The sequence below is a fragment of the Streptomyces palmae genome, from assembly GCF_004684805.1.
Taxonomy (GTDB): domain Bacteria; phylum Actinomycetota; class Actinomycetes; order Streptomycetales; family Streptomycetaceae; genus Streptomyces; species Streptomyces palmae.
The window spans coordinates 1-23,783 of sequence record NZ_SRID01000001.1; the positions used below are offsets into that span (position 1 = coordinate 1).

The following is a 23,783-nucleotide window of genomic DNA, read 5'->3' on the forward strand; positions in this document are numbered from 1 at the left end:
GACCGGGACCCCGCCCCCGCCCCCCGCCTGGTCAGCGGGGGGCCCGGACCACGCAGATGGCCCAGATCACGAAGCCGTAGAAGGCGATGGCCACGATGGACCACAGCGGGAAGTAGGGGATGGAGAGGAAGTTGATGAGGATGAGCACCGCGGCCACGATCACCCCGAGGACGCGTGCCCACAGGCTCACCTTGAACAGCCCCACGCCCACCAGGATGGCGACCGCCCCGGCGATCAGGTGGATCCAGCCCCAGCCGGTGGTGTCGAACTTGAACAGGTAGTCGGGGGTGCTGACGAAGACGGCGTCCTGGTGGATGCCCATGATGCCGCGGAGGATGTCGAGGATCCCTCCGACGATCAGCATCACTGCGGCGAAGACCAGCAGGCCGTAGGCCACGGCCGGCGCGCTCTCGCCGTGTCGGGTGGTGGAGGACATGATGTCGCCTCGTTTCGGTCTGCGGCCCCGGCGGGGCCGGCCGCCTCCCGCTCAGTGCAGGATCTTGGCCTTGGCCCGGGCGAACTCCTCATCGCTGATGTCGCCCCTGGACCGGATCTCGGAGAGTTTCGCGAGCTGTTCGGCCTCGGACATGCCCGGGGCGCCGGCGGTCTTGCGGATGTAGGAGTTCACCGCCTCCTGCTGGGCCTGGGCGTGCTGGTACTCGCGCCGGCCCATGCCGTCGCCGCGGGCGAGCAGATAGGCGAGGACACCGATGAAGGGGAGCACGATCACGAGGACGATCCACCCCGCCTTGCCCCAGCCGCCCAGGTTGTCGTCGCGGAAGACGTCCGCGATGACACGGAACAGCAGGATGAACCAGAGCACCCACAGCGAGATCCACAGGATGGTCCAGAAGGCGCCGAGGAGTGGATAGTCGTAGGCCAGGTTCACGGAGCCGCTCATTGGTCTCTCCTTGTTCTGTGGGGTCTCCCGTGCCGCGTCGGCGCTCCGCCTTCCTGCGGGGCGCTGTCGGTCTCGTCGGGGCTGGTCCGGCGCCACTGGCCGGGGAAGGGGGCCGGCGCGGGTGGCCGGCCGGGCCGGGAGGTGCGGCCGATGCGCTGCCGGCGGTGACGGCGCGTCACCGGCGACGTCCGCCGGCAGGCCCGGCGCGCACGCCCGGAAGGCGTTCGGGATCTCGTCCACCGGCCCGGAGGCCGTGCCGGGCCGTCGCCCTGGGCGGCGGCGGGAAGCGACCTGCCGGTCGGAAAACCGATCCCATACCATCCTTACCCGCACGTGCCGGACACCGCCATACGAGGCATCGCCGGCCTTCTCCCCGGCCCTGCGCCCGGCCTTGTCCCCGGCCTTCCTCCGACCGCGCACGGCCCCGTGCCCGGTCCCGCTCACGGGCCCTGTCCGAGACTGCCCTCCGTCCCGGCACGGCCCGTCCTCCGCCCCCGCCTAGGGCCCCGCACAGGTCCGCAGCGCGGCCCGCCACCATGCCGAAGCCGGCCCCACCACGAGGGTGAGGCCGGCTCGGCGGAGTGCGGAGTGCGGTCACGCGCTCCGGTCAGACCCCCGCGGGGACCCGCTGGGGCTCGGCCGGGGTCTCGGACAGGCCGGCCCGGTCGTGTAGGGCCCGCAGCCGGGGCGGGGCGTACCAGGCGGTGCTCCCCAGCAGCCGCATCGCGGCCGGCACCAGCACACCGCGCACCAGCACCGCGTCGATGACGATGGCGAGCCCGCTGCCGAGGCCGAAGAGCATCAGGAAGCTGATGTCGCTGGTGCCGAAGGCGAAGAAGCTCACCGAGAGCAGGCCCGCGGCCATGGTGACGATCCGGCCGGTGCGGGCCAGGCCCTGGGTCACCGCCTCCCGCTGCCCGGCCCCGGCGTCATGGAGTTCCTTCATCCGGCTGGTGACGAAGACCTCGTAGTCCATGGACAGGCCGAAGACCACGCAGAACAGCAGCACGGTCATGGAGGTGTCCAGGGGCTGCGGGGTGAAGCCGAGCAGCGCGGACAGATGCCCGTCCTGGAAGATCCACACCATGGCGCCGACCGCGGCGGCCAGACTGATCGAGTTGAGCAGCAGAGCGCGCAGCGGCTGGACCACACTGCCGGTGAACAGGAAGAGCAGGACGAAGGTGGTCACCGCGATCAGTCCGGCCGCCACCGGCAGCCGCACGCCGATGGTGTGCTTGGCGTCCACCAGCCGGGCGTCCTCACCGCCGACCAGGACCCGGCTGCCCGCCGGCGGGTCCGTGGCGCGGATGGCGCGCACCAGGTCCTGGGCCCGGTCGGACTTGGCCTCCAGCTCGGTGACCACGGTGAGCCGCTGGGCGTCCGGTCGGCCGAGCGCCGCCGCCGTGGGCCCGGGGTGCCCGGGCGTACCGTCGCGGTAGCTGCCGGCGCTGGTGTCCACCCGGGCCACGCCCGGCAGGCGGGACAGCTCCTGGGCGTAGGCGCGCAGCGGCGCGGCGGCCACCGGGCCGGTGGTGACGATCTGCACGGCGCCGCTGTCGTCCTGGGCGAAGTCCCGATCCAGCTGGGTCGCCACGCTGCGGCTGGCCGCGTCCTCGGGCAGTACCCGTTCGTCGGGGGTGCCGAAGGAGACCCCCAGCAGGGGGCTGGCGAGCAGCAGCAGGGCCGCCAGCACCGGGAGCGCGGTCAGCGCCGGGCGGCGCATCACGGCGCCGGCGAGCCGGCCCCACAGCGGCGCGTCGGATCCGCGGGCCCAGGCGGCCCAGGGCAGCCGCCCCTTGTTCACGCGGTGGCCGAGCACGGCGAGCAGCGGCGGCATCACGAACAGGGCGCTGAGTACGGCCACGATCACCACCCCGATACCCGCGTAGGCGAAGGAGCGGAGGAAGTACGGCGGGAAGATCAGCAGCGCGGCCAGCGCGGCCACCACGGTGGCGGCGGAGAAGACGATGGTGCGGCCCGCCGTCGCCACCGTGTGACGCACCGCGTCCGGTACCTCGAAGCCGGCGGCCAACTGCTCGCGGAAGCGGCTGACCAGCAGGAGCGCGTAGTCGATGCCCAGGCCCAGGCCCAGCGCGGTGGTCAGGTTGATGGAGAAGACCGACACATCGGTGAGGCTGCCGAGGACGGACAGCTCGGCGAAGGTGCCGGCGACCGCGATCAGGCCGATGGCCAGCGGCAGCAGAGCCGCCACCAGGCTGCCGAAGACCAGCACCAGCAGGAGCAGGGTCAGCGGTACCGCGATGCTCTCGGCCACCGCGAGGTCCTTGCCGACCTGGGCGGTGACGTCGTGCTGGACGGCCGCGGCCCCACCGGCCCGTACGCTCACTCCGTCCCGCTCGCCGGTGAGGCGGTCGACCAGCGCGGTGGTCCGGTCCGCCCGCTCGCTCTCGTCGCCCTTCACATGGGCCAGCACCAGCGCCTTGTCGCCGCGCTGGGAGCGCAGTGCCGGGTTCCGGGCGTCCCAGTAGGAGACCACCCCGGAAACATCCGGGTCCTTGCGCAGGTCCGCGGTGAGGGACTGGCCGCGCTCCCGCACGGCCGGGGCGTCCAGCCGGCCGCCCTCCTCGGCGCGGACCAGGAAGACCAGGTCGTGCTCCCCGCCGAACTTCTCGTCGATGATCTTTTGCGCGCGGCTGGAGGGAGCGTCCGGATCGTCGAACCCGCCGCCCTTCAGCTTGCCGAACGCCCCGGCGCCGAGCACTCCCATGGCCACGACGGCCAGGGTGCCGAGGATGAGCAGGAGCTTGGCCCTGCGCAGGGCGAGCTCCGTGATCCGGGTGAGCATGATCCCCCATAGAGTTTTATGTTTACGGCATTAACATCGAGCATGGCAGGGGAATGTTAATGCTGTCAACATGGGGCAGGATGGAGGCATGGTCACGAAGCCGGGAAGCAAGTCGGGATACCACCACGGCGACCTCCGCAACGCGTTGGTCGCCGCGGCGGTCGAGCTGGCCACCCAGGGCGGCCCGGAGCGCGTGGTGCTGCGGGAGGCCGCCCGCCGGGTCGGTGTCTCGGCGACCGCCGCCTACCGCCACTTCGACGGCCAGGCCGACCTGCTGTGGGAGGTCAAGGCGCACGCCCAGGTGGTGCTCGCCGACCGCATGGAGGAAGCCGCCCGGGCGGTCGCCGAGAGCACCGACCCGGGAGCGGCGGCGACCTCGCGCTTCCTCGCGCTGGGGCGCGGCTACATCGGCTTCGCGGTGGAGTGCCCCGGCCTCTTCCGCTCGGCCTTCTGCCCGGTGCCCGCGGCCGCGGCCGCGGACGAGGACGAGGGCGGGGACGGGGACGGTGACGGGGATGGGGGCGGTGACGGTGACGGACCCGGCACCGTGAACGGCGGCCGGGAACCCCAGGCCCGCTCCTTCGAGCTGCTCGTCCAGTCCCTGGACCAGCTGCTCGCCCATGGCCGGATGGCCCCCGGTCGGCGGCCACTCGCCGAGGCCGTCGCCTGGTCCGCGGTGCACGGTGTGGCCGAGCTGATCCTGGAGGGACCCTTCGCCCACCTGCCCGCCGAGGAACGGGACGCGGTGATCGAGAGCACCCTGTCGGTGGTGCTGGCGGGCCTGGCCGCCCCCTGACCCCCGGCGGGCGGCCAGGGGGGCGGCCAGGCCCGTCGCGTCAGGCCGGCCTCACGGTGCCGGGGCCGCGGCGGCGCCCGCGGTCAGCAGCCGCGCGTACCGCTGCCGCAGTTCCCGCTTGAGCACCTTGCCGCTGGGGTTCTTCGGCAGGGCGTCGACGAACTCGAACGCCTTGGGCACCTTGAACGGTGCCAGCCGACCGCGGAGGTGGCGGTCCAGCTCCGCGGCGGTCGGCGCGGCTCCCGGCCGGGCCACCACGACGGCCACCACCGCCTCGATCCACACCGGATGCGGCACCCCGATGACCGCGGCCTCGGCGACCCCGGGGTGCTGGTAGAGCGCCTCCTCCACCTCACGGCCGGAGACGTTCTCCCCACCGCTCTTGACCATGTCCTTGATCCGGTCGACGACGGTGAGATAGCCCTCCTCGTCCAGCACCCCCAGATCGCCCGAGTGGAACCAGCCGCCGCGGAACGCCTCCGCGGTCTTCTCCGGGTCGTTGTAGTACCCCAGAGCCGCGTGCGGGCTGCGGTGCACGATCTCACCGACCTCGCCCACCGGCACGTCCGCTCCCGCGGCGTCCACCACACGGGTCTCCACGTGCAGCGCGGCCCGGCCCGCCGCGCCCGCCTTGCGGACCTGGTCCTCCGGTTGCAGCATGACCGCGACCGGCGCCATCTCGGTCTGGCCGTAGAAGTTCCACAGCCGCAGCTCCGGCAGCCGGTCGGAGAGCTCCCGGAGTACCTCGACCGGCATGATGGCCGCCCCGTAGTACCCCTTGCGCAGCGAGGACAGGTCGCGGCGGGCGAAGTCCGGATGGTTGAGCAGCGCGATCCACACCGTCGGCGGCGCGAACAGCTTGGTCGCCCGATGCCGCTCCACCGCCGCCAGAAGGGCCGCCGGATCCGGCCCGGGCAGGATGACGCTGCGGGCACCCAACTGGATGTCGGGCACCAGGAAGCAGTGCTGCTGGGCGCAGTGGAAGAGCGGCATGGCATGGATCTCGACGTCATGGCGGTCCATACCGCCGTCGATGACGCAGCTGGCGTACTGGGTGATCAGTGCCGCGTGCGAGAGCACCGCGCCCTTGGGCCGCGACTCGGTGCCCGAGGTGTAGAGGATCTGCGCCGGATCGTCCGGGCCGATGGCCACCTCGGGCTCGGTGGCGTCGGGGTGGGCCAGCAGCGCGCCGAAGGGCTCCCACCCCGCGGCCCCACCCGCATCACCCAGCACCGAGCGCACCCGCGGCCGGCCGCCGGGCCCGGCCGCCTCGATCGCCTGCTCGGCCACCGGCCGCAGCGCGTCCTGCACCAGCAGCGCGGTCGGCGCGCAGTGCCGCAGGACGAAGCCGACCTCGGCGGCGCCGAGCATGAAGTTCACCGGGACCAGCACCGCTCCGCAGCGGGCGACACCGAAGATGGCGCGCACATAGTCCAGCGAGTTGCGCGACAGCAGCGCCACCCGGTCCCCGGGCCGCACCCCGCGCTCGATCAGGGCGCCCGCCACGGCGCCGGCGTCGGCGTCCAGTTCGGCGAAGGTACGGGAGGTGTCGCCCTCGATCACCGCGACCCGGTCGGGATGCCGGCGGGCCGATCGGCGCAGCAGATCCGCCAGCGACTGCCGTCGGGCAAGGGCGACGGAGGGTTGCGGATCGGCGTCCGGGAGGTGGTGGTCGGGTTCGGGCATGCGCTTCCTCGTCTCTCGTCCGCCGCGGGACGGTACGGCGTGCCGTCCGGCCCCGGCCGTCTTGGGCAGGAGGGGACCGGTGGGATCCGGTCCGCGGACGGCACGACAGGCCGACTGGCTGGTGGCCGACAGAGTACGAGTGCACCCCCCGAGTTTGTCGATGGTCAGGCGGGGGCCAAAAAGCCGGACCGGCGAGGGCCCGGCCTGACCGAGACGCACGCCCCGTCCCGAGCCGCCGGGGCGGACTCTGGGGCGTACGTCCCGCTTCAGGGGCGTACGGCCGAGCTGCGCGAGCCGGTCTTCCGGCGCACGCTGGGCTCATGGCCGTGCATCCGCCCGTGGTGATCTACCCGCCGTCCGCGTCCGGTGGGCGCCGGGTGCGGGTGGACGGGGAGATCCTGGGCACCGCGTACGGCATGCGGGACCTGGCGGAGTTCCTCCGCCGGGCGGGGCTCGACCCCGAGGTGCTCGACCTGGAGACCACCTGGCTGATCGAGTGGCGCGGTGGGGGGCCGGACGAGTGGTCCGAGGCCGGTTAGGGGCGGTCCGCCGTTCGACGAGAGTACGCGGCGCTCGTTCGGAAGACCCCGACCATCGGCGAGATATACACCCTGCGTTAGCATCTCGTTCACCTCGCACCGTCCGAGCCGATCGGTGAACCGGCGCGCGCGGCAGGAAAATCCGTCGAACACGCGACCCGGCCCAGCGGTGCGGCACTCAGGCGTCGACACGCTGTTCCAGCAGTTCAGAGGGGATCTCTGGGGCATTGGCGGGGGAGAGTTCGCCAGACCTTCCCCGGCCATCCGGCGAGCGTTCGGGGGTGCGGTGGCGTGAAGCGACGGGCAACCAAGAGCTGGGGTCGGTCGTCACATGTAGTAGTCATATCGGCAACTCCCGTTGGAGATCATGCGATGCCCACCCACCTCACAAGCCGCCGGGTCTTACACGCCTCGGCACTGGCCCTGGCGCTCGGCACATCAATCGGCCTGGCCGGCACGGCTGGTGCCGTGACACCGGCGGCCACTGCCCAGGTCAGCGACAACGGCCGCGAACTCGCCTACACCGCAGCGGCCGGCCAGACCAACAAGGTGATCGTCCACGAGTCGTTCGACAGCGGCCGCACCCACATCGTCTATGTGATCGACGATGTCGTGCCGATCACCGCGGGACACGGCTGTTCCTACCCCGACGCCGCGGACCGCACCAAGGTCTCCTGCGCGGTCGAAACCGTGGAGAGCCAGGACCCGTACGTCACCCTGCAGATGGACCTGGCCGACGGCAACGATGTGGCCACCGTGCACAATGCCACCGACCAGGCCTACTACGGCAACAGGATCCAGCTGGGATCTGGCAAGGACACCCTCACCGATACCGGCAGCGTCGACGGCAGTTACGTCCTCGGCCAGGGAGGCGACGACTCCATCACGGTGGGCGTGGCCGCCATGGTCTGGGCCGGTGACGGCAATGACCGGGTCGACGCCAGTGGCGACAGCGCCCTGGTGGAGGGCGGCAAGGGCAACGACGTGCTCCGCGGCGGCCCCGGCGAACAGACCCTGTCCGGTGACGACGGCAACGACAGGATCTACGGTGGGCCCGCCGATGACACGCTGAACGGCGGCAAGGGCAACGACGTCCTGTACGGCAACAGCGGCAGGGACCGGCTGAGCGGAAACAGCGGCGACGACAAGCTGTACGGCGGCCCCGGCACGGACACGCTCTCCGGCGGCCCCGGCCGGGACGTCGTCCGCCAGGACTGAGGACTCCTCACTCACCGCCCGGGGAGCCACGAGTGCCACAGGTTCCCCGGGCAACCCGCTCCGGCCCCGGCCGCCCCGGGGATCTCCATCGTGTTTTCGGGCAGGGCCTGGCGATCACGGCAGGGTTGCCGCCGAGTGCCGGGTTGCTAGGCTGGTAGATGATGAAGAGTTAGCCCGTTCATGGGTGCGGGCGGCAGGAATGCGCTGGTCACGGATACCGCATCCGTAGAGACTCGGGCGCACACCGCCCAGGCCAAGGGCCCGACCACTACAGACGGGCCTGAAGGGCACCGTCCCCGGCGGCCTGGCGTCGCGAGTGCGATCAGGCCGCACCCGTGCTCCCACTCCCCCAGGGGAGGCAGTTGAGTATGAGCACCTATCGAGTCGTGCAGGTGACCGGCCCGAACGGCCCGTTCGAGCTGACCGAGCGTGCGGTGCCGCAGCCGGGATTCGGCCAGGTCAGGATCGCCGTGGAAGCGTGCGGCGTCTGCCACAGTGACGCGCTGTTCGTGAGCGGTGGACTGCCGGGCGTGTCGTTCCCCGAGGTGCCGGGGCACGAGATCGCGGGCCGCGTCGAGGAGCTCGGCGAAGGCACTCGGGACCGTGGTTGGCAGGTCGGTGACCGAGTCGCGGTCGGTTGGTTCGGGGGCAGCTGCGGACACTGCAAGCCCTGCCGGGAAGGCGACTTCATCGCCTGCCGGGCCCTGAAAGTCCCGGGATGGGCATACGACGGAGGATTCGCCGAGAAGGTGATCGCACCCGTCGACGCCCTGGCCCGGATCCCCGACGCCCTGGCGATGGCCGATGCGGGGCCCATGGCCTGCGCGGGCGTGACCGTCTTCAACGGCCTGCGGCGGAGTTCCGCCCGGCCCGGCGATCTGGTGGCGGTGCTCGGCCTTGGCGGCCTCGGGCACCTTGGGGTGCAGTACGCCGCCGCGATGGGATTCGAGACCGTGGCCATCGCCCGCGGCCCCGAGAAGGCAGACTTCGCCCAGCAGCTCGGCGCCCACCACTACATCGACAGCACCTCCGGCACGCCGGTCGCCGAGGCCCTGCTGTCCCTTGGCGGCGCACGGGTCGTACTGGCCACGGCCGGCAGTTCCGAGGCCGTCACCTCCACCGTGGACGGCCTGGCCCCGCGCGGGGAACTGGTGGTCATCGGGGTGGACACCGCACCGCTGGGCATCACCCCGGCACAGTTGATCATGGGTATCCATGTCGTCCGGGGCCACGCGAGCGGCACCTCGCAGGACGTGGAGGACACCATGGCGTTCAGCGCCCTGCGGGGCATCCGCCCACTGACCGAGACCGTGACGCTGGACCGTGCGGAGGAGGCGTACCAGAAGATGCTTGCCGGCAAGGCACGCTTCCGGATGGTGCTCACGACCGGGTGACACCCATGTGCCGTAGGCCGCGCCGGATGCACTGGACGAGGTGTTCGGCGTGCTGAAGGCGACGTTGGAGAGCCGGCCGCGTCCTGGGAGCGACCGGATCGGGTCGACCGGGTCGAGGTCGGGGTGTAAGGCGCAATCAGTAGATGGTCAGCCAGTCCCGGGCCGCCGGCCGCCGCCGTAGCTTGGCGGCTTCGTGGACCCTGAGGTTGTCCCAGACGAGCACGATCGGGCCGCCGAGCTGCTGGTGGGCTGCGGTCGGCAGGTCCCGATGCTCGCGCCAGGAGAAGCTCTTGCGGTCACAGCGGGGCCGATGGATCAGCCGGTAGCCGGCCGCCAGATTTGCAAGCAGTCCGGCCGAGCGCCTCCCCGCTGCGCCGGCACCGGGCCGCCGCAACCGGCGTCTCACCCGCGGGCATACCGACGTACCTTCCGGGGGCGGGGCCGCGGCCTGACTGCCTGAGAGCCGGCCAGCGCTGCCGACTGGCCCCGGTTTCCCTGCTCTGTTCCTCGGCGAGCCTGCCGAAGCCGATCAGTCGACCGCGCACGCAAACTCCGGCGTGCAGGTGGTCATGGTGAGACAGCGGCCGGCGGCGGCTCGCCTCACATTCGGCGGGGCCGCGTTGTCGGACTGGTGAAGAGGAACATGCCATCCGCAGGACGGGACGCTGAATATGAACGACTTCCAGGAGATCGCCGACCGCGTCGAGATCGAGGCGCTGCGCGGCGAGTTCACCGACGCGGCGATGATGCGAGACCGCGCCCGCCTTGCCGGGCTGTTCACCCCCGACGGTGTTCTGCGCATGCCCAACATCCCGGTCGAGTTCATAGGCCGGGAGGAAATCCGAACCGGAGGCGAACAGCTGCAAGACCAGTGGGACTTCTTCGTGCAGAACAGCCACCCGGGCATCATCCGGGTCGACGGCGACACCGCCACCGGTCGCACCTACATGCAGGAGATCGCGCGTGTGCTCGACGGCCGCTCGGGCCTGAACTTCGCCATCTACCACGACACCTACCGGCGTACATCGGAGGGATGGAAGTTCGCCGAGCGGGTCTACGAGGTCCGGTACCTCGACACCACCCCGCTGGCGGGTTCGGCGCCCGGTCCCGACGCTCAGGCCCACGGCTCCGGCGAAACCGGGGACACAGGCCGGACAGCGGTTGCCGGTGAGGCGAGCACGTCGGCCACGGAGCGGGCCGACGACTTCAGCGCGCCGGCGTCCGCCGAACGGTTGGACCGGGTGATCGCGGCGCTGCGGGCGAACGGCTTCACCGCCGAACTGCTCGACGACGCCGCGGCGGCCCGCGCCCGCATCAAGGATCTGATCCCGCACGGCGCGGACGTGTTCACCGGGGCCAGCGAGACGCTGCGGCTCTCCGGCATCGCGCAGGACATCGAAGCGAGCGACCGCCACCAGGCCATCCGGCCGCGGGTGCTGAAGATGGACCGCGCCACCGAGTCCGACCAGATCCGCCGGCTGGTGGCCACCCCCGACGTCTTCGTCGCCAGCGTCACGGCCGTCACCGAGACCGGCTCGCTCGTCATCGCCTCGGGCAGCGGCAGCCAACTGCCCGCATCTGCCGGCGGCGCCGCACGGGCGATCTGGGTCGTCGGGGCGCAGAAGGTGGTGCCCGACCTGAGCACCGCACTGCGCCGGGTCGAGGAGCACGCCCTTCCGCTGGAGACCGCGCGCAGCCAGGAGGCCTACGGGCATCCGAGCGCGGTCAACCGTCTGCTCGTCCTCAACGCCGAGCCGCATCCTGGGCGCGGCACCGTCCTGCTGCTGCGCGAGGCCATCGGATTCTGACCTCCCACGCGGCGAGGATGCCGGAACGCCACAGAGGGCTGGCCGCTCGCCCCCGCCTGCCTCGTGAGGAACGCGGACGGCCGGGCCCAGGGGAGCACGCAGCCACCCCTTCGGCCGGCGCGGGCCACAGACCGGAAACGGCGAAGGACCCGGCCACTGAGCGGTCGGGCCCTTCGCCTGCCCTGACCGGGGCGACGGTCCCGCGGGTCACGGGATGCCGTGCAGGCCGTGGGCGGGGCTGGCGTTGATGAAGCGGTGGTCCTTGCACGTCGCGGTGAAGGGTGCGAACTTCTCGGTGGGGTGCGCGGCGTGGAAGGTGTACGTGCCGGTCGGCACGTTGGTCCACATCACGCCGCCGTCCGTGGAGGTCTGCGACAAGGAGATGTCGGGCAGCACGGAGTCGTTGAAGTAGAGCGGGCCCCGCAGTGCGGGGGAGGCCGAGGCGGTGGCGCCGGGTACGCCGTGCGGGGCGAAGCCCATCAGCTCCTCGAAGGACATGCCGACCGCGCGCTTGTCCACGACCGTGGAGACGATCACACAGCCGCCCGAGAACGGGTCCTTCCCCGTCTGGACGGCGACGAGCGCCCACAGCCCGGCGGTGGTCGCCAGATCCGGCGTCTGGAGAAAGACATCGGGGATGTCCTGCTGCACGTTCCGGAAGGTCTGCGTGTACATCGGGTACCAGCCGAGCTTGGTGATGTGCACGGTGGCGTCCGAGCCGACCGGGACGTCGAGTGACCACCGGCCGTTGTCGTCCGACTCGACTGCGGCGCCTGTCTCCTCGACGGCGATGCGGGCATGGGGAATGGGCTTACCCGTGGTGAAGCTGTAGGCGACACCGCCCAAGATGACCGACGACCGCTCCTCGGCGGAGGCCGGCCCCGTCAGTGACGCCCCCACGAGCAGGCCGGCAGTCAACACAAGTGCGGCTGTGTTCGCGTGTCTCGCTCTCTTCGTGCGCATGTGTCTTCCCTCCTTCTCGGGAATCGTCGCGAGTAAAGGGGAGGTCAATGACGAAGTCAAGGCGCTTGCATGCCCTTTGGGGGCCGAGGTGAACAGCCTCGGGCATCGGTTGACCAAGGCCGCTGGACGGGGAAGGCCGCAAGCAGGTCAAGCACGACCTCGACCTCTTCGCGGTCGATTACTTACCGCTCTTCAGGCACTACCGTGGTGTGATCCGCCGCCGTGGGACGCGCACCGAGATGCCGCCATCCGGTGCCAGGATCCGCACCGAAGGTCGGATGCGCAGCGACTTCGGTCGAGGATCGGCGTCAAAGATCGGGTGCGGCAGAGACTTTGGTCGAGGGATCCGCGCCTTTCGGCCGACGCGCCGCCGACCGCACTCCGGACAGGCTGTCCGTATGACATCAGCACCGATCGCCCGCCGAACCCTGCTCGCGGCCACCGCCGCCCTTTCCACCGCCTGCGCCGCCGACAACGCACGTGCCCGTACCACGGCCACCGACGCGGCAGCGTCGCCGCGGACCGCCGAATCGCTCACGTACCAGGGCGTCAACTTCGACACCGACCGCGAAACCTGGCGGACGGAGTATGTCCGCCGGGAGATCGCGGCCATCAAGGAGCAGCTGCACTGCAACGCGATCCTGCTGCTCGGTCACGACCTGGACCGGTTGACGGAGGCCGCGTCGATCGCGGCCGCGCACGGCCTGTTCGTCTGGTTCGAACCGCGACAGTTCGACAAGGACGCCGAGCAGACCCTCGCCTTCCTCGGCTCGGTGGCGCGCGCCGCCGAGCGACTGCGCGCGCGACACCCCGATGTGGGCATAGCGGTCGGCACCGAGCTGACCATCTTCATGTCCGGGTTGGTGCCAGGCAAGGACTACAACGAGCGCGGTCAGGCGCTGGGGCGCCCCGAGTCGGCCGGGTTCCAGGAACGGTTGAACGCCTTCCTGGACCGGACGCTGAAGACCATACGGCCGCTGTTCAAGGGGCGGATCACCTACAGCTCCGGGGAATGGGAGGAGGTCGACTGGCGTGGATTCGACGTCGTGGGGGTCAATCTGTACCGGAACGCGGAGAACAGGGCCACCTACACCAAGGAGCTGCGCGCCCTGCACCGGCACGGCAAGCCCGTGGTCATCACCGAGTTCGGCTGCTGCACCTTCACGGGGGCCAGGGAACAGGGAGGTGCAGGCTTCAACGTGGTGGACTGGCAGCATGAGCCGCCGGTGGTCAAGGACGGCTATGTCCGTAACGAACAGGAACAGGCCGACGAGCTCGGGGAACTGCTGGACCTCTACGCGGCCGAGCGGGTGCACGGCGCGTTCATCTACAACTTCATCGCGCCCGACTCGCCCTACTCGCCACAGCGCCGCAACGACCTGGACATCGCCAGCTTCGCGCTGGCCAAGACATTCCCCACCGGGACGCGGCGCGGCTACGCGGAAACCGGCCAGTGGGAGCCCAAGCAGTCCTTCCATACGGTGGCCCGCCGGTTTCAGTGACACGTGCCGCCACCAGAGCCCGGGCAGCCGACGGCCGGCCTGCCGGGCTGGTCCGGGCTGGTAGACCCGAGGCCGGGGCCGCCAGCAGAGTGGTGCCGGACCACCCCGGGCCCGTCCCGCCGAGGGTCGAGTCTTCGATGTGGGCCGGCGTCGGCCGGAAGCCCTGACGGCCCCGGATCGTGCTGGAGATCTCCCCTTGGGCAGTCCCATGCTGGTTCCGGCACTGCGCGACCCCTCTGAGGAGACAACGTCGTCGTAGCTCTGCTGCCTGGCCCGAGAAGCCCCTGGTCGTTCTGGGAGAGAACAGAGAGAAAGCAGCAGGATCAAGAGGTATCTCGGGGGTACGCCAGAAGCATGCCCGAGGTCGGGACAGGGGGAGCCGGGGGTGCGGAGAATTCGGCACTGACCTGCAGGTATGATGAGGGTGTCGCAGGTTCGCTGGGCACCGGGACGTGGCGCAGCTTGGTAGCGCACTTGACTGGGGGTCAAGGGGTCGCAGGTTCAAATCCTGTCGTCCCGACGGTGCGAAAAGGCCCTCTGGCCGGGAGAAATCCCAGGCCAGAGGGCTTTTTGCGATTCTCTGACGTGACATCAGTTTGATGCTGCGTCAGGCAATCGGGGACCGCTTGGGGACCACGGATCGAAAAATGCCCTGATCAGAGGCTGTTTCTTGGGGACCAAGATCGTTTCTGATCCGCGGGGCGTTGTCCGGTTTCTACAGGGCCCGGAGCGTCGCCGCCAGAGCCTCCGATGGGGCCGGGGCGCCGGACAGATGGGCGCTGAGTGACCGCCCAGCCTCCGCCAGAGCCCGAAGGTCGGGGTGCAGGTACCGCTGGGTGGTCATCAAGGAGCCGTGTCCGGCGATGACTCGCAGGACGTGGAGGGGGACTCCGGCGTCGGCCATCCAGGTCAGGCCGGTGTGGCGGAGGTCGTGCCGGCGTAGGTGTTCATAGCCGAGTTGGGTGACGACCTCGTCCCAGTGGGTGGCGTCCCGCAGTACCGCGGTGGAGATCCGCCCGCCGCGCGGCCCGGTGAACAGCCGCGCGTTGGGGTCGGGTCCGGCTGCCAGGAGGCGTTGGGCGACGATGGGCCGCACCTCCTCGATCAAGGGGATGCGGCGGGCCATCTTCCCCTTGGTGCCCTTGTCGACCAGCCCGCCGGGCGCCGGGGTGGTCTGGCGGCGGACTGTCCAGATCCAGTTGACCGGATCGATGTCCCTCACCCGGACACCGGAGACCTCGCCGATCCGGGCGGCTGTGGCGGCGGCGAAGAGCACCACGCTGCCCCACCCGGCGAACTCCTGGTACGAGCGTGCCACCAGTGCGTCGGCCAAGGTCGTGAGGGTGCCCCAGTCCGGCAGAGCTAGCGAGCGGGGATCATCGAGTTCGTCCTCCGCCTTGTGGTACTCCGCCTGCCAGCCGGTCACCCGAGCGGGGTTGCGGTCGATGATGCCGTCTCGGACGGCCTGCTCCATCACCCGCACCAGCACCGCCAGGCTGTTCTTCACCGACGACAGACCCACCCCGTCGGCGATCCACCCGTACACACTGCGGTCCACCGCACCATTGCTGACCATCGGCACAGTGATGTGTCCCAGGCTGGGCACCACGCGCAGCTTCCACCCCGCCCGATACGGGTCGTGCGTCTTGGCCTCCAGGCCGCGCATCGCCAGCTTCATATTGGCATCGCCGTAGACGGCCAGCGGCTGCGTGGACGTCGCCGGATCGATACCGCGCACAGCGGCGGCGGTCAGGGCGTCGATCCAATCCTGCGCCTCGTCCTCCGTGGGACGGGCCTCAGAGACCGACCGGCGCTCCTTGGTGAGCGGATCAACCCAGCGGACCCTGGCCCGGTAGGACAGGGGTCGGTCCGGACGGTGCTCGATATCGGTGGACAGCGGGACGGCGATGGGGAGCCGCTCTATGTGTGCCATCAGGCGGCCTCACCGGGGTCGACCCGGCGCTGCTCCAGCCACTGATGGACGTCAGCCGCTCGGTAGATGGTGTGGCGCGCCGAAAGCGATATGAAAGGCGGTCCCTGCGGTGGCTGGGCAGTACGCCAGCGGCGAATGGTGGACGGATCGACCTTCAAAAGGCGAGCCAACTCCCTGGTGGTGTAGGTGGCATTAGCGGGAACGGGGAGAGCCGTGGTGGCATCCGCTTCGGCAGCGGATATATGCGGTTGCACTCGGTTGGGCATCGGGATCCTGTTGCGGGTTGTACTGGGCTTGGGGGCTATCGAAAGGGCCAGGGTCGCGGCGATGCCTTACCTGATTGATCACGGCGGACCACACAGCATTGAGGCAAAGGGACTGGAAGTCCACTCCAGTTGGCTAAGTTCTCTGACCGAGAACGCGGCGTTGCTCTGCCGCAGGAGGCGAAAGCGCTCATAACGCATGACGGCCCCCGCTCGCACGCCGGCGGCTCCGGCGCTCAAAGGAACCACTCGATCCCGCTTTCGCTAACCGGAGATCAGCTGTTATCTGTCCTCCGGAGCGCTTCGGTACAGGGGGAGCGCCTGGTGAATCCGGAGCCATGGCCGTGGAACGGGAAGTGATCACGGCGCTTGTGGACACTCCTCTCTGGAAGCTTCGGCAGCGATCCTGCTCGGCTTGAGACGGTCGCCTCCGTCAGCTGCCGGGGAGCCGGCCCCATGGCAGGTTCGCCGACAGGCGGCCGTGCCTGCAGTCGGCACCGGGCAGAGCGCGGTGCCGGCAGATCTTGCAGAAGCGGTCGACGAAGGTCGACCTCGTGCCTGGGTTTACCCGGGACGTGAGAGGGAGCGGTCATCACAGAACCGGCGACTTGAAGCTGCAGCTGCGCACCTCGAAGGACGTAAAGCACGCCCAGGACCTGTTCCGCACGAGCTACGCGGGGGCGTGGAAGATTATCGGTCACCCGGGCCGTGACCTTTCGTGCTGGGATTGGCGATGCCTTTCGATGTGCGGGCAGCTAGTGGCGGTGGACTATCAATGATGCGCGGGATCACCGGTTTGGCTAACCGGCGATCCCGCGCTATATTGCCTCGCTTTTGCACGGCCAAGATGTCGCGGCGGGCTGCCCGTTGTCTGACCCGGGTGCCACCCTGACGCCATAGGCGAGCGGCTTCTCCGGCGCCGATCGCGACGTACCGCACGAAGTCGAGTCTGGGCATACGTACGCCGAGCCAGTGACGAGGGTCCGCTCGACGGCCTCCTGCTCCACATCACGGGCTGGTGCGACGAGGACATCGCCACAGGCGCCACCCTTCCAACGGACTCGGCCAGTTCGGCCCGGGACGGACAGGACATCCACAACCCACGCCCGGGAAGCCAGCTCGGGGACTGGAGCGGGGATACTTGTGCGTCACGACCTTGGGGCACCCGGCGGTCAGTGGGCGCGTGCCAGAGACTGCGCGGTTCATCGGCAGCTTGTGCAGGCGCTCCGCCCCCTCCGGCAGCGGGAGGGTGCCCACGGCCAGCAGCTTCTTGGTCTGCTGGTGGTACGTGGGTCGCACGCCCACTGACCAGGGGAAACGAGTGTCGAGTGATGAGCGATGTCGAGGCTGGACCGTGAATGGTCCGGATCTTGGTCGTCGTTGGCCGTCTGGGTCGGACCCGGCAGGCGCATCACGGGCGTGAATCAGCTGAGGTCGCTCAGGGCTGTTCGCGGGCTTGTGGCCAGGGGGGTGGCGTCGCATGCTCCTGGTCGACACTGCTCGGCGAGCGGCCCCAGGGCAGGACATGGAGCCCTGTGCTGTGGATGAGGCCGGCGTCGAGTTACAGGAGCTGGATGGGGGAGTGGCCGTGCCTGTGCAGCCACATGAGGCGGCGTTGGCGTTCGGCTTGGCTCAGTGTGAGCCAGTGGTCGTAGTGGACGCCGGGGACAGCGCCGGGGTTCTCGTGGGCCCAGGCGCGCACGAGGGCGGTTTTGTCCGGCGCACTGTGCAGGGTGATCAGGGCTTAGGCGGTGTCGTACGCCAGGGTCGGTCCGTCGAGACCGACCCCGACCTGGCCACCGAAGCCCGCGCCCGCCTGAACGCGGCCGGCGCCGACGTCGAGGTCCACGTCGGCGACGGCAACGCCGGCTGGCCGGCGCGCCCTACGGCCGGGTGCTGGCCACCTACACGGTGGAGGAAGTCCCCTGGGCGTGAGTGGCGCAGACCCGCCCCGGCGTCCGGATCGTGCTGCCCTGGGGACGGCTGGGCCACGTCGCGCTCACCGTGGCCGACGACCACCGCAGCGCCACCGGCTGGGTACAGGGGCTGGCCACCTTCATGGGCGAGCGCGCAGCGCACCTGTCGGAGAACCTGCCGACGGAGCAGGAACTGGCCGGCACCGAGGGCGGCTTCGACCATGACCTGGCCGCCCTCCAGGACGGAAGCCTGCTCTTCGCTGTCCGGGTGGTGCTGCCGGATGTGCACATCACCACCACCCAGGCCGGGGACGGCATCACAGTACGCCTGCACGACGGGGTGTCGTCCCGGGCCGTCATCCATCAGCCTGCTGCCGGCCCCGCCGTTGCCCGCCAGGCCGGGCCCCGCCGCCTGGCCGACGAGGTCGGACAGGCGTGGCGCTGGTGGGAGAAGCAGGGGCGTTCCCACGTCTACGACTTCGGCATGACGGTCCGGCGCGATGGCGGCAGGTCGTGTGGTGCCGGGACCCGGCGACGGGCCCGTACTGGAGGGGATGAGTCCCGCAGAGTCCACTGCTCCGCGGCGGCCCGGCCTCTCACCCTCCCCGGCCCGGCCCAGGCCAGTGCCCATGTCGGCGGCTAATCGTAAGGTGGTACCCATGCCCATCGGACCGACCGCTGCACTGTCATCTCCCCTGTCGTGCGCTGACGTTGTGGACTCGGCGATACGCCCACTGATGATGGGGCCGCCGGCCAGCGCCCGGCGCGCTGCCGAGTACACCCGCCTGCTGCGACTGTGGGCCGAAGCAACCCGGGCCCGGGCCGACTGGGTGCAGGCCGCCTGACACCACGCACGCCCGGCTCACCCGGCACACGCCGCACCGGGCCGGTGCCGGACGTCGCCCACAACCGGTCCAGGGCGTCCATCACCGTGCGGGCGGTCACCTCGTCGGCGGCCGCGATGTTCCAGGACGACGAGGCTCGGCTCGTGCCGGGCTGATCGCTGCTCATACCCGTGCCACGAACCGGCGCGGCGGCCGGTTCGGGCGTCTGGTCCACCCGAACGAGCGACACGGCGGCCGAACATACAGCCGCCTGGGCGCGCAGGTGAATTCACCACCGGGCCGCAGCCATCACCAGGCGGATTTACCCGGCAGGAGCGCGGCCGGTGATACTTCTGCCGGAACGACGTGCCCCGACCAGGCACGGGCAAGGGGGAGACGGACCATGACGCGCGAGGAGCCCGACGGCTTCGGGGAGCTGCTGCGGCGGCTGCGGACAGGGGCCGGGTTCAGTCAGGAGGAGCTGGCCCATGCCGCGGGGGTGAGCGTGCGGGCCGTGGCCAACATGGAGCGCGGACGCACCCGGGGACCGCAGCGCCGTACCGTGCAGGCCCTCGCCACGGCGCTGCGGCTCCCGCCGGAACAGGCCGCGGAGCTGGAGGCGAGCGCCGCCCTGGGCCGCCCCCGCCGGATCCGCGCGGCATCCGCCGAGAACCCGGGGCCGGGGCCCGTCGTGCCGGGATGCCTCCCCTTGCCCAGGGACACCCGCGACTTCACCGCCAGGGCCCCGGCCCTCGCCACGCTGCGCCGCCTGGCCGCGCCGCTGGAGTACGGCCAGGCACCGGAGCACACCGTCGCCGCCGTCGCCGTCGTCTCGGGCGCACCGGGCCTCGGCAAGACCGCCTTCGCCGTGCACTGCGCGCACCAGCTCGCGCCCCGGTTCCCCGACGGGCAGTTCTATCTGGACCTGCGCGGCATGGACCCCGAGCCGATCCGCCCCGCGGACGCCCTGGCCCAGCTCCTGAGCGCCCTCGGCGTGACCGGAGGTGCTCTCCCGCCGGGCGCGGAGGACCGCTCGGGCCTCTTCCGCTCCCTCACCGCGAGCCGCCGCCTCCTGCTGGTCCTCGACAACGCGGCCGACGAGGAGCAGGTGCGCCTTCTCCTGCCCGCCTCCGGCCCGAGCCTCACCCTGCTCACCAGCCGCAGTGCCCTCGCCGGGCTGGAGGGCGTCCACCGGGTGGCGCTGCCGCTGCTGCGCCGCGAGGAGGCCGTCAAGCTGCTGTCCCGCGTCGTGGGAGCCGAGCGGGCCGCCCGCGAGCCCCTGGCGGCCCGCGACCTCGCCGACCTGTGCGGGCGGCTGCCGCTGGCCCTGCGCATCGCGGGCCAGCGCCTCGCCGCCCGGCCGCACGAGAGCCTCGCCAAACTCGCCGCCCAGCTCCGCCGGGAGGAACGCCGGCTCGACACCCTCCAGGCCGGGGACCTGCGCGTCCGGGCGGCGTTCGCGCTGTCCTACCGGCAGCTCGATCCCACCGCCCGGCTCGTCCTGCGCCGCTGCGCCCTCGCCGCCGACCCCGGCCGGGGCGTCAGCCCCGAGACCGCCGCCCTCCTGGCCGGTGTACCCGCGGGCGAAGCCTCGCGCCGACTGGACGAGCTGTGCGACCGGGGTCTCCTCCAGTCCGACCCTGTGGCCGAGCGCTTCCGCTTCCACGACCTGCTGGCGCTCTTCGCGGCGGAGCGGCTCGCCGCCGAGGACGACCTCGATGATCGGGAAGCTGCCGTGGACCGTACCGCCCGGTGGATGCTGGCCCGGGCAACCGCCGCCGCGCTCCACTTCGACGCCGAACAGCACGGCACCCCGGCAGGCGACCCCGACCCCGCCACCGCCCCGCGCGGCCGTGCCCACGCCCGTGCCTGGCTGGAGGCCGAACGGGCCCAGTGGCTCGCGGCCCTGCACCACGCCGCCGCGGCGGGCCGCCACCGGGAGGTCCTAGACGCGGCGGAGGCGATGCACTGGTTCTCCGACCTGACCCAGCACTGGGAGCAGTGGGTCGACGTCTTCCGGTACGCCGTCGAAGCCGCCCGCCGTCTGGGCAGCGTCCGGGAAGAGGCCACCCACCTCAACTACCTCGCCTGGGCGTACAACATCTGCGCCCACGACCACCGGGCCGCGCTCGACAGCGCCCGCTCCGCGCTGGCCGTCGCCCGCGCGTGCGGCGACCGGCTCCAGACGGGCTGGGCCCTGGGGTACGGCGCCGGGGCGCTGCGCAGACTCGGCCGGACCGACGAGGCCGTCGCCTGGCTGCGCGAGTCGGTCGACTGCCTCCGGGAGAGCACCTCCTCCAAGGGCCGCCTGGCCGAGGTGACGGCCCTCAACACGCTCGGCGACACCCTGCGCGGGCGCGGCGACGCGGAGGAGGCTCTCGTCCACCACACGCGCGCCCTGGAGATCTGCCGGAAGGGCATCCCCGGCCAGTCCACCGAACTCCTGGCCATCTACCGCGCCCTGACAGATCGCCACCTCGGCAACGACTACGCGGCCCTGGGCCGGTGGCGGGAAGCCGAGGCACCAATGCGACACGCCCTGGAGACGTTCGACTCCTCGCACATCCCGGCATGGAGCGGCCCCACCCGGCTCGAACTGGGCTACGTACTACACCATCTCGGCCGTATCGAGGAGGCGCAGGAGGCCGTGGCCGGTGCGCTGCGCACGCTCACCGCCCACCACCACCCGCGCCAGACCGAGGCCGCCGCCGAACTGGCCGCCCTGGAGACCGCATAACCCCTCCGCTGACCCCGCCGGGCACCGCACAACGGCAGCCAACTCTCGGCCCGGCAGGCGAGGGAGGCCGTCCGCCCTTGGCCGGCTGGTGCCGGCGGTCGCGTCCCTGACGGTCCAGCGCTGCGGATGCTGCGGTGGCCTGGACGCGTACCGGCCGGGCGCGAGATGGCGTCACCCGGCTTCCATCAGGCGCTCGCCGCCGATCGCGGAGGTGGTGGAGTGGCAGACCGCAGCGATGCGGACGCTCAATCTCCGGGCCTAGGTGAAGTAGTCGTCGCAGACACAGACCGATGACGCCACAGGTCGCTCCTCCGGAGAACGTGCGCCCGGCCCACAACCAGCGGCACCGACAGCCTAACCAGGGTCAGCTGACCGGCACGGTCGCGGTGAGGTGGACGAGGACGCCGGGCCCGGCGGGGTCCGCCACGCCCTGTCCCCGGCGGGGCCGGGTCCGCCACACCCGGACCACCGCATGCCGCCCGGTGACCTGCTCCAGGGCGACGAGCAGGGTCCGGTCACTCTCCGGGTCGGGATCGACAGCGCGTGCGACTGAGCACGATGGTGTGCAGGGCGTGGTTGGCGGCGCGGTCGCCGCCGCGGTTGAGCCTGTGACGGTCTCTGCGTCCGGAGGATGCCGGTATCGGGGCGGCGCCGCAGAGGTGGGCGAAGGCGGCCTCGGAGTTCAGGCGGTCGGGATTGTCGCCTGCGGTGGCCAGGAGCTGCCCGGCCACGTCCGCTCCGATGCCTTTGAGTGCCGGCAGCTCGGGGGCCGCCCGGGTGGTGAGCGGCTTCAGTTCGGCCTCCAGCTCGTCGATCTCCTCGGTCAGGGCCAGGATCCGTCGGCCCATGCGGCGCAGGGCGGCCTTGGCCGCCTGGGCGGGGTCGGCGAGGTCGGTGCCCGGCCGGAGGCGGGCGCATGCCTTCACCAGGGCGGCGGTCGTCAGCCCGCGCAGCTGGGCCGCAGGGCTTCCGGTGCGGTGACCAGGAGCTGCCGGGCTTGGTTGATGGCCTGGGTGCGGGATTTCACCGCTGAGCGGCGTACCACCCGCAGGGTGCGGACCGCCTCGACGATGCCGTCCCGGCTCTTCGGCGTGCCGGTGGCCCGGCCGGAAGCGACCGCCTCGGCGGCGGCATAGGCGTCGATCGGATCGGACTTGCCTTCATCCGGCGTGTCCTGCGGTGGGGCCGGTCGACCTCAATGACCTTCAGTCCGGCCCGCCGCAGCGTCCGGGCCAGCTCGGCGCCGTAGGCGCCGGTGCCTTCCACCCCGACGGCCGTCACCATGCCGAATGAGCGCAGCCAGGAGAGCAGTTGGCGGTATCCGGTGCCGGTGGCGGGGAACTCGCGGTCGGCCAGGTGGCGGCCGATCCGGTCGACCACCGCCGCGTGGTGGGTCTCACCGTGGGTGTCGACGCCGCCTGTGACTTCCATGGTCTGGTCCGTCATGCTGGTCACTGCCGTCCTCTCGCTGATTCCGGTGGGGCGGCACGCGCCGGCCGGGCGGGCGGACAAGACAGTGATGGGGCTTCTGGACCAAGCTCCTATGAGGTCACGGACGCCCGTCCGGTCGCGTGCGGTGGCTTCCCCGAGCGGGCCGACGAATCCCCTTGAGGACAGCCAGTCGGCGTCGGTCAGTCCATGAGTCAGACCCACCGGAGAAGCCACCACACATCCTCACTGTCAGTCCTGAATACCCACTCGCCCAGGGGACGGAGATCGACTCAGCGGCCGCAGTGGGGGACTCGGCGCCCAGCCGTCCGCCGGAGGGGGCCGAAGGGCTCACTCGGGCCGCCCCGGCGGCAGGAGAGCAAAGGACTCCAGCCGCTTACTGTGTGGCCTCGGATACTGAAACGGCGCCGTCTGCGGTCACGTTGAGAGCGAAGTGCTGACCGTCCTTGTCGACGCGGTGCAGAGCATGGGGGGAGCTGTCGAACTCCCACTGGCCCTGGATCTGTCCATCGCTGGCCCAGGTCCACAGCAGGCCCTTTTTCGTTTGAATACCGGACTTCTCTTCCGGCTTATCCGGAACTTTGGTCGCGAGTCTCGTCTTCCTCTTGGGTGCCGCAATGGCACTGCCTTTGATGTCGGGTGTGACATATGAGACGTGTTGGTCGCTTTCGTTCATGATGCGCACGTAGTGTCCCGTCACCGTGTGCCTCTCTTCGGATATCTGAGTCGACGTCGGGAGTCCTTTGCAGGGTCCTGCTCCTCAGAAGCGGGGTCGCGCCAGGGCCGGCGGCCACACCCGACTATGACCTTCATCTGCCAGTATGAGGGCCGCCTCCGGCTTCGTCACCTTCAGAGAATGTTCAGGTCCAACTACAACCTGCCACGGTGCGGGAAGTGTCCGGCGATCCCTTGATGGCCGCTCGGCTTCCGGAGCTGGTTTTGCTGGATACAGTGCACGCACCGACTTCGCCGACTCCGATCGTCTCGCCGCGGCAAACGGAACGAGTTCACTTTCGCACTGTAGCCAACGCGCTCCTGGCCGTGCCCG

The 23,783-nt window shown here is 70.9% G+C and carries 18 protein-coding genes, 1 tRNA gene and 2 pseudogenes; 10 read left to right on the top strand and 11 right to left on the bottom strand.

Annotated features, from left to right (window positions below):
- Positions 1-31 precede the first annotated feature (31 nt).
- The 3 genes from E4099_RS00005 to E4099_RS00015 all read right to left on the bottom strand — a co-directional run bounded on the left by E4099_RS00005 (position 32) and on the right by E4099_RS00015 (position 3,707).
- A complete protein-coding gene (locus E4099_RS00005) occupies positions 32-436 on the bottom strand; it encodes a DUF7144 family membrane protein (RefSeq protein ID WP_135336772.1) in 405 nt (134 codons plus the stop codon).
- 51 nt (positions 437-487) lie between these two features.
- On the bottom strand, positions 488-901 hold the full coding sequence (locus E4099_RS00010) for an SHOCT domain-containing protein (RefSeq protein WP_135336773.1): 414 nt from the start codon (positions 899-901) through the stop codon (positions 488-490).
- A gap of 607 nt (positions 902-1,508) precedes the next feature.
- Positions 1,509-3,707, bottom strand: a complete 2,199-nt coding sequence (locus E4099_RS00015) for an MMPL family transporter (RefSeq protein WP_135336774.1) — start codon at positions 3,705-3,707, stop codon at positions 1,509-1,511.
- Positions 3,708-3,795: 88 nt separating this feature from the next.
- Between E4099_RS00015 and E4099_RS00020 the strand changes: the two genes are divergently transcribed.
- The gene (locus tag E4099_RS00020) at positions 3,796-4,503 is read left to right on the top strand and encodes a TetR/AcrR family transcriptional regulator (RefSeq protein ID WP_135336775.1); all 708 of its coding nucleotides are present in this window, start codon (positions 3,796-3,798) and stop codon (positions 4,501-4,503) included.
- Positions 4,504-4,554: 51 nt separating this feature from the next.
- Here the strand turns inward: E4099_RS00020 and E4099_RS00025 are convergent, their stop codons facing one another.
- Entirely contained in the window at positions 4,555-6,189 is a 1,635-nt protein-coding gene (locus E4099_RS00025) for a fatty acyl-CoA synthetase (protein WP_135336776.1), read from the bottom strand.
- A gap of 320 nt (positions 6,190-6,509) precedes the next feature.
- Between E4099_RS00025 and E4099_RS00030 the strand changes: the two genes are divergently transcribed.
- From E4099_RS00030 to E4099_RS00040, 3 genes are all read left to right on the top strand, one after another.
- The gene (locus E4099_RS00030) at positions 6,510-6,728 is read left to right on the top strand and encodes a hypothetical protein (protein WP_135336777.1); all 219 of its coding nucleotides are present in this window, start codon (positions 6,510-6,512) and stop codon (positions 6,726-6,728) included.
- A gap of 468 nt (positions 6,729-7,196) precedes the next feature.
- A complete protein-coding gene (locus tag E4099_RS00035) occupies positions 7,197-7,946 on the top strand; it encodes a calcium-binding protein (RefSeq protein WP_245244431.1) in 750 nt (249 codons plus the stop codon).
- A 368-nt stretch (positions 7,947-8,314) separates the two neighbouring features.
- Positions 8,315-9,340, top strand: coding sequence for an alcohol dehydrogenase catalytic domain-containing protein (locus tag E4099_RS00040; RefSeq protein WP_135336779.1), 1,026 nt, complete (start codon positions 8,315-8,317; stop codon positions 9,338-9,340).
- A 136-nt stretch (positions 9,341-9,476) separates the two neighbouring features.
- On the opposite strand, the gene E4099_RS35100 is transcribed toward E4099_RS00040, so the two are convergent.
- Positions 9,477-9,746 carry a hypothetical protein gene (locus E4099_RS35100; protein ID WP_386388910.1) on the bottom strand — a complete coding sequence of 90 codons (270 nt, stop codon included), beginning with the start codon at positions 9,744-9,746 and terminating at the stop codon, positions 9,477-9,479.
- A 265-nt stretch (positions 9,747-10,011) separates the two neighbouring features.
- Here E4099_RS35100 and E4099_RS00050 point away from each other — a divergent pair, with 265 nt between their 5' ends.
- Complete coding sequence (locus tag E4099_RS00050; protein ID WP_135336780.1) at positions 10,012-11,148, top strand: LUD domain-containing protein; 1,137 nt, start codon at positions 10,012-10,014, stop codon at positions 11,146-11,148.
- Between the two features lie 207 nt (positions 11,149-11,355).
- Here E4099_RS00050 and E4099_RS00055 read toward each other — a convergent pair whose 3' ends face one another.
- On the bottom strand, positions 11,356-12,069 hold the full coding sequence (locus tag E4099_RS00055) for a hypothetical protein (RefSeq protein ID WP_135336781.1): 714 nt from the start codon (positions 12,067-12,069) through the stop codon (positions 11,356-11,358).
- 440 nt (positions 12,070-12,509) lie between these two features.
- Between E4099_RS00055 and E4099_RS00060 the strand changes: the two genes are divergently transcribed.
- Positions 12,510-13,613, top strand: a complete 1,104-nt coding sequence (locus tag E4099_RS00060) for a glycoside hydrolase family 113 protein (protein WP_135336782.1) — start codon at positions 12,510-12,512, stop codon at positions 13,611-13,613.
- Positions 13,614-14,059: 446 nt separating this feature from the next.
- Positions 14,060-14,133: transfer RNA gene (locus tag E4099_RS00065), tRNA-Pro, on the top strand.
- 195 nt (positions 14,134-14,328) lie between these two features.
- On the opposite strand, the gene E4099_RS00070 is transcribed toward E4099_RS00065, so the two are convergent.
- Together E4099_RS00070 and E4099_RS00075 are read right to left on the bottom strand one after the other, a co-directional pair.
- Positions 14,329-15,546 carry a tyrosine-type recombinase/integrase gene (locus tag E4099_RS00070; RefSeq protein ID WP_135336783.1) on the bottom strand — a complete coding sequence of 406 codons (1,218 nt, stop codon included), beginning with the start codon at positions 15,544-15,546 and terminating at the stop codon, positions 14,329-14,331.
- Entirely contained in the window at positions 15,546-15,812 is a 267-nt protein-coding gene (locus tag E4099_RS00075) for a helix-turn-helix transcriptional regulator (RefSeq protein WP_135336784.1), read from the bottom strand. The genes E4099_RS00070 and E4099_RS00075 overlap by 1 nt, the downstream gene beginning before the upstream one ends.
- Positions 15,813-17,744: 1,932 nt before the next feature.
- On the opposite strand from E4099_RS00075, the gene E4099_RS00085 reads away from it, so the two are divergent.
- Positions 17,745-18,368: a hypothetical protein gene (locus E4099_RS00085; protein ID WP_135336785.1), complete on the top strand. Its 624-nt coding sequence runs from the start codon at positions 17,745-17,747 to the stop codon at positions 18,366-18,368.
- A 70-nt stretch (positions 18,369-18,438) separates the two neighbouring features.
- The gene (locus E4099_RS34750; RefSeq protein ID WP_280923461.1) at positions 18,439-18,570 is read left to right on the top strand and encodes a hypothetical protein; all 132 of its coding nucleotides are present in this window, start codon (positions 18,439-18,441) and stop codon (positions 18,568-18,570) included.
- Positions 18,571-18,586: 16 nt separating this feature from the next.
- On the opposite strand, the pseudogene E4099_RS35105 reads toward E4099_RS34750, so the two are convergent.
- Positions 18,587-18,736, bottom strand: a pseudogene (locus E4099_RS35105) (hypothetical protein); the annotation flags it as partial.
- Positions 18,737-18,952: 216 nt separating this feature from the next.
- On the opposite strand from E4099_RS35105, the gene E4099_RS00090 reads away from it, so the two are divergent.
- A complete protein-coding gene (locus tag E4099_RS00090; protein ID WP_135336786.1) occupies positions 18,953-21,286 on the top strand; it encodes an ATP-binding protein in 2,334 nt (777 codons plus the stop codon).
- 527 nt (positions 21,287-21,813) lie between these two features.
- On the opposite strand, the pseudogene E4099_RS35110 reads toward E4099_RS00090, so the two are convergent.
- A pseudogene (locus tag E4099_RS35110) lies at positions 21,814-22,732 on the bottom strand (IS110 family RNA-guided transposase); the annotation flags it as partial.
- 379 nt (positions 22,733-23,111) lie between these two features.
- Positions 23,112-23,435 carry a hypothetical protein gene (locus E4099_RS00100; RefSeq protein ID WP_135336787.1) on the bottom strand — a complete coding sequence of 108 codons (324 nt, stop codon included), beginning with the start codon at positions 23,433-23,435 and terminating at the stop codon, positions 23,112-23,114.
- Positions 23,436-23,783 lie beyond the last annotated feature (348 nt).

Coding starts and splice junctions, on each gene's coding strand:
- E4099_RS00005 (WP_135336772.1), bottom strand. CDS start 436: ATGTCCTCCACCACCCGACACGGCGAGAGCGCGCCGGCCGTGGCCTAC.
- E4099_RS00010 (WP_135336773.1), bottom strand. CDS start 901: ATGAGCGGCTCCGTGAACCTGGCCTACGACTATCCACTCCTCGGCGCC.
- E4099_RS00015 (WP_135336774.1), bottom strand. CDS start 3,707: ATGCTCACCCGGATCACGGAGCTCGCCCTGCGCAGGGCCAAGCTCCTG.
- E4099_RS00020 (WP_135336775.1), top strand. CDS start 3,796: ATGGTCACGAAGCCGGGAAGCAAGTCGGGATACCACCACGGCGACCTC.
- E4099_RS00025 (WP_135336776.1), bottom strand. CDS start 6,189: ATGCCCGAACCCGACCACCACCTCCCGGACGCCGATCCGCAACCCTCC.
- E4099_RS00030 (WP_135336777.1), top strand. CDS start 6,510: ATGGCCGTGCATCCGCCCGTGGTGATCTACCCGCCGTCCGCGTCCGGT.
- E4099_RS00040 (WP_135336779.1), top strand. CDS start 8,315: ATGAGCACCTATCGAGTCGTGCAGGTGACCGGCCCGAACGGCCCGTTC.
- E4099_RS00050 (WP_135336780.1), top strand. CDS start 10,012: ATGAACGACTTCCAGGAGATCGCCGACCGCGTCGAGATCGAGGCGCTG.
- E4099_RS00060 (WP_135336782.1), top strand. CDS start 12,510: ATGACATCAGCACCGATCGCCCGCCGAACCCTGCTCGCGGCCACCGCC.
- E4099_RS00070 (WP_135336783.1), bottom strand. CDS start 15,546: ATGGCACACATAGAGCGGCTCCCCATCGCCGTCCCGCTGTCCACCGAT.
- E4099_RS00075 (WP_135336784.1), bottom strand. CDS start 15,812: ATGCCCAACCGAGTGCAACCGCATATATCCGCTGCCGAAGCGGATGCC.
- E4099_RS00090 (WP_135336786.1), top strand. CDS start 18,953: ATGACGCGCGAGGAGCCCGACGGCTTCGGGGAGCTGCTGCGGCGGCTG.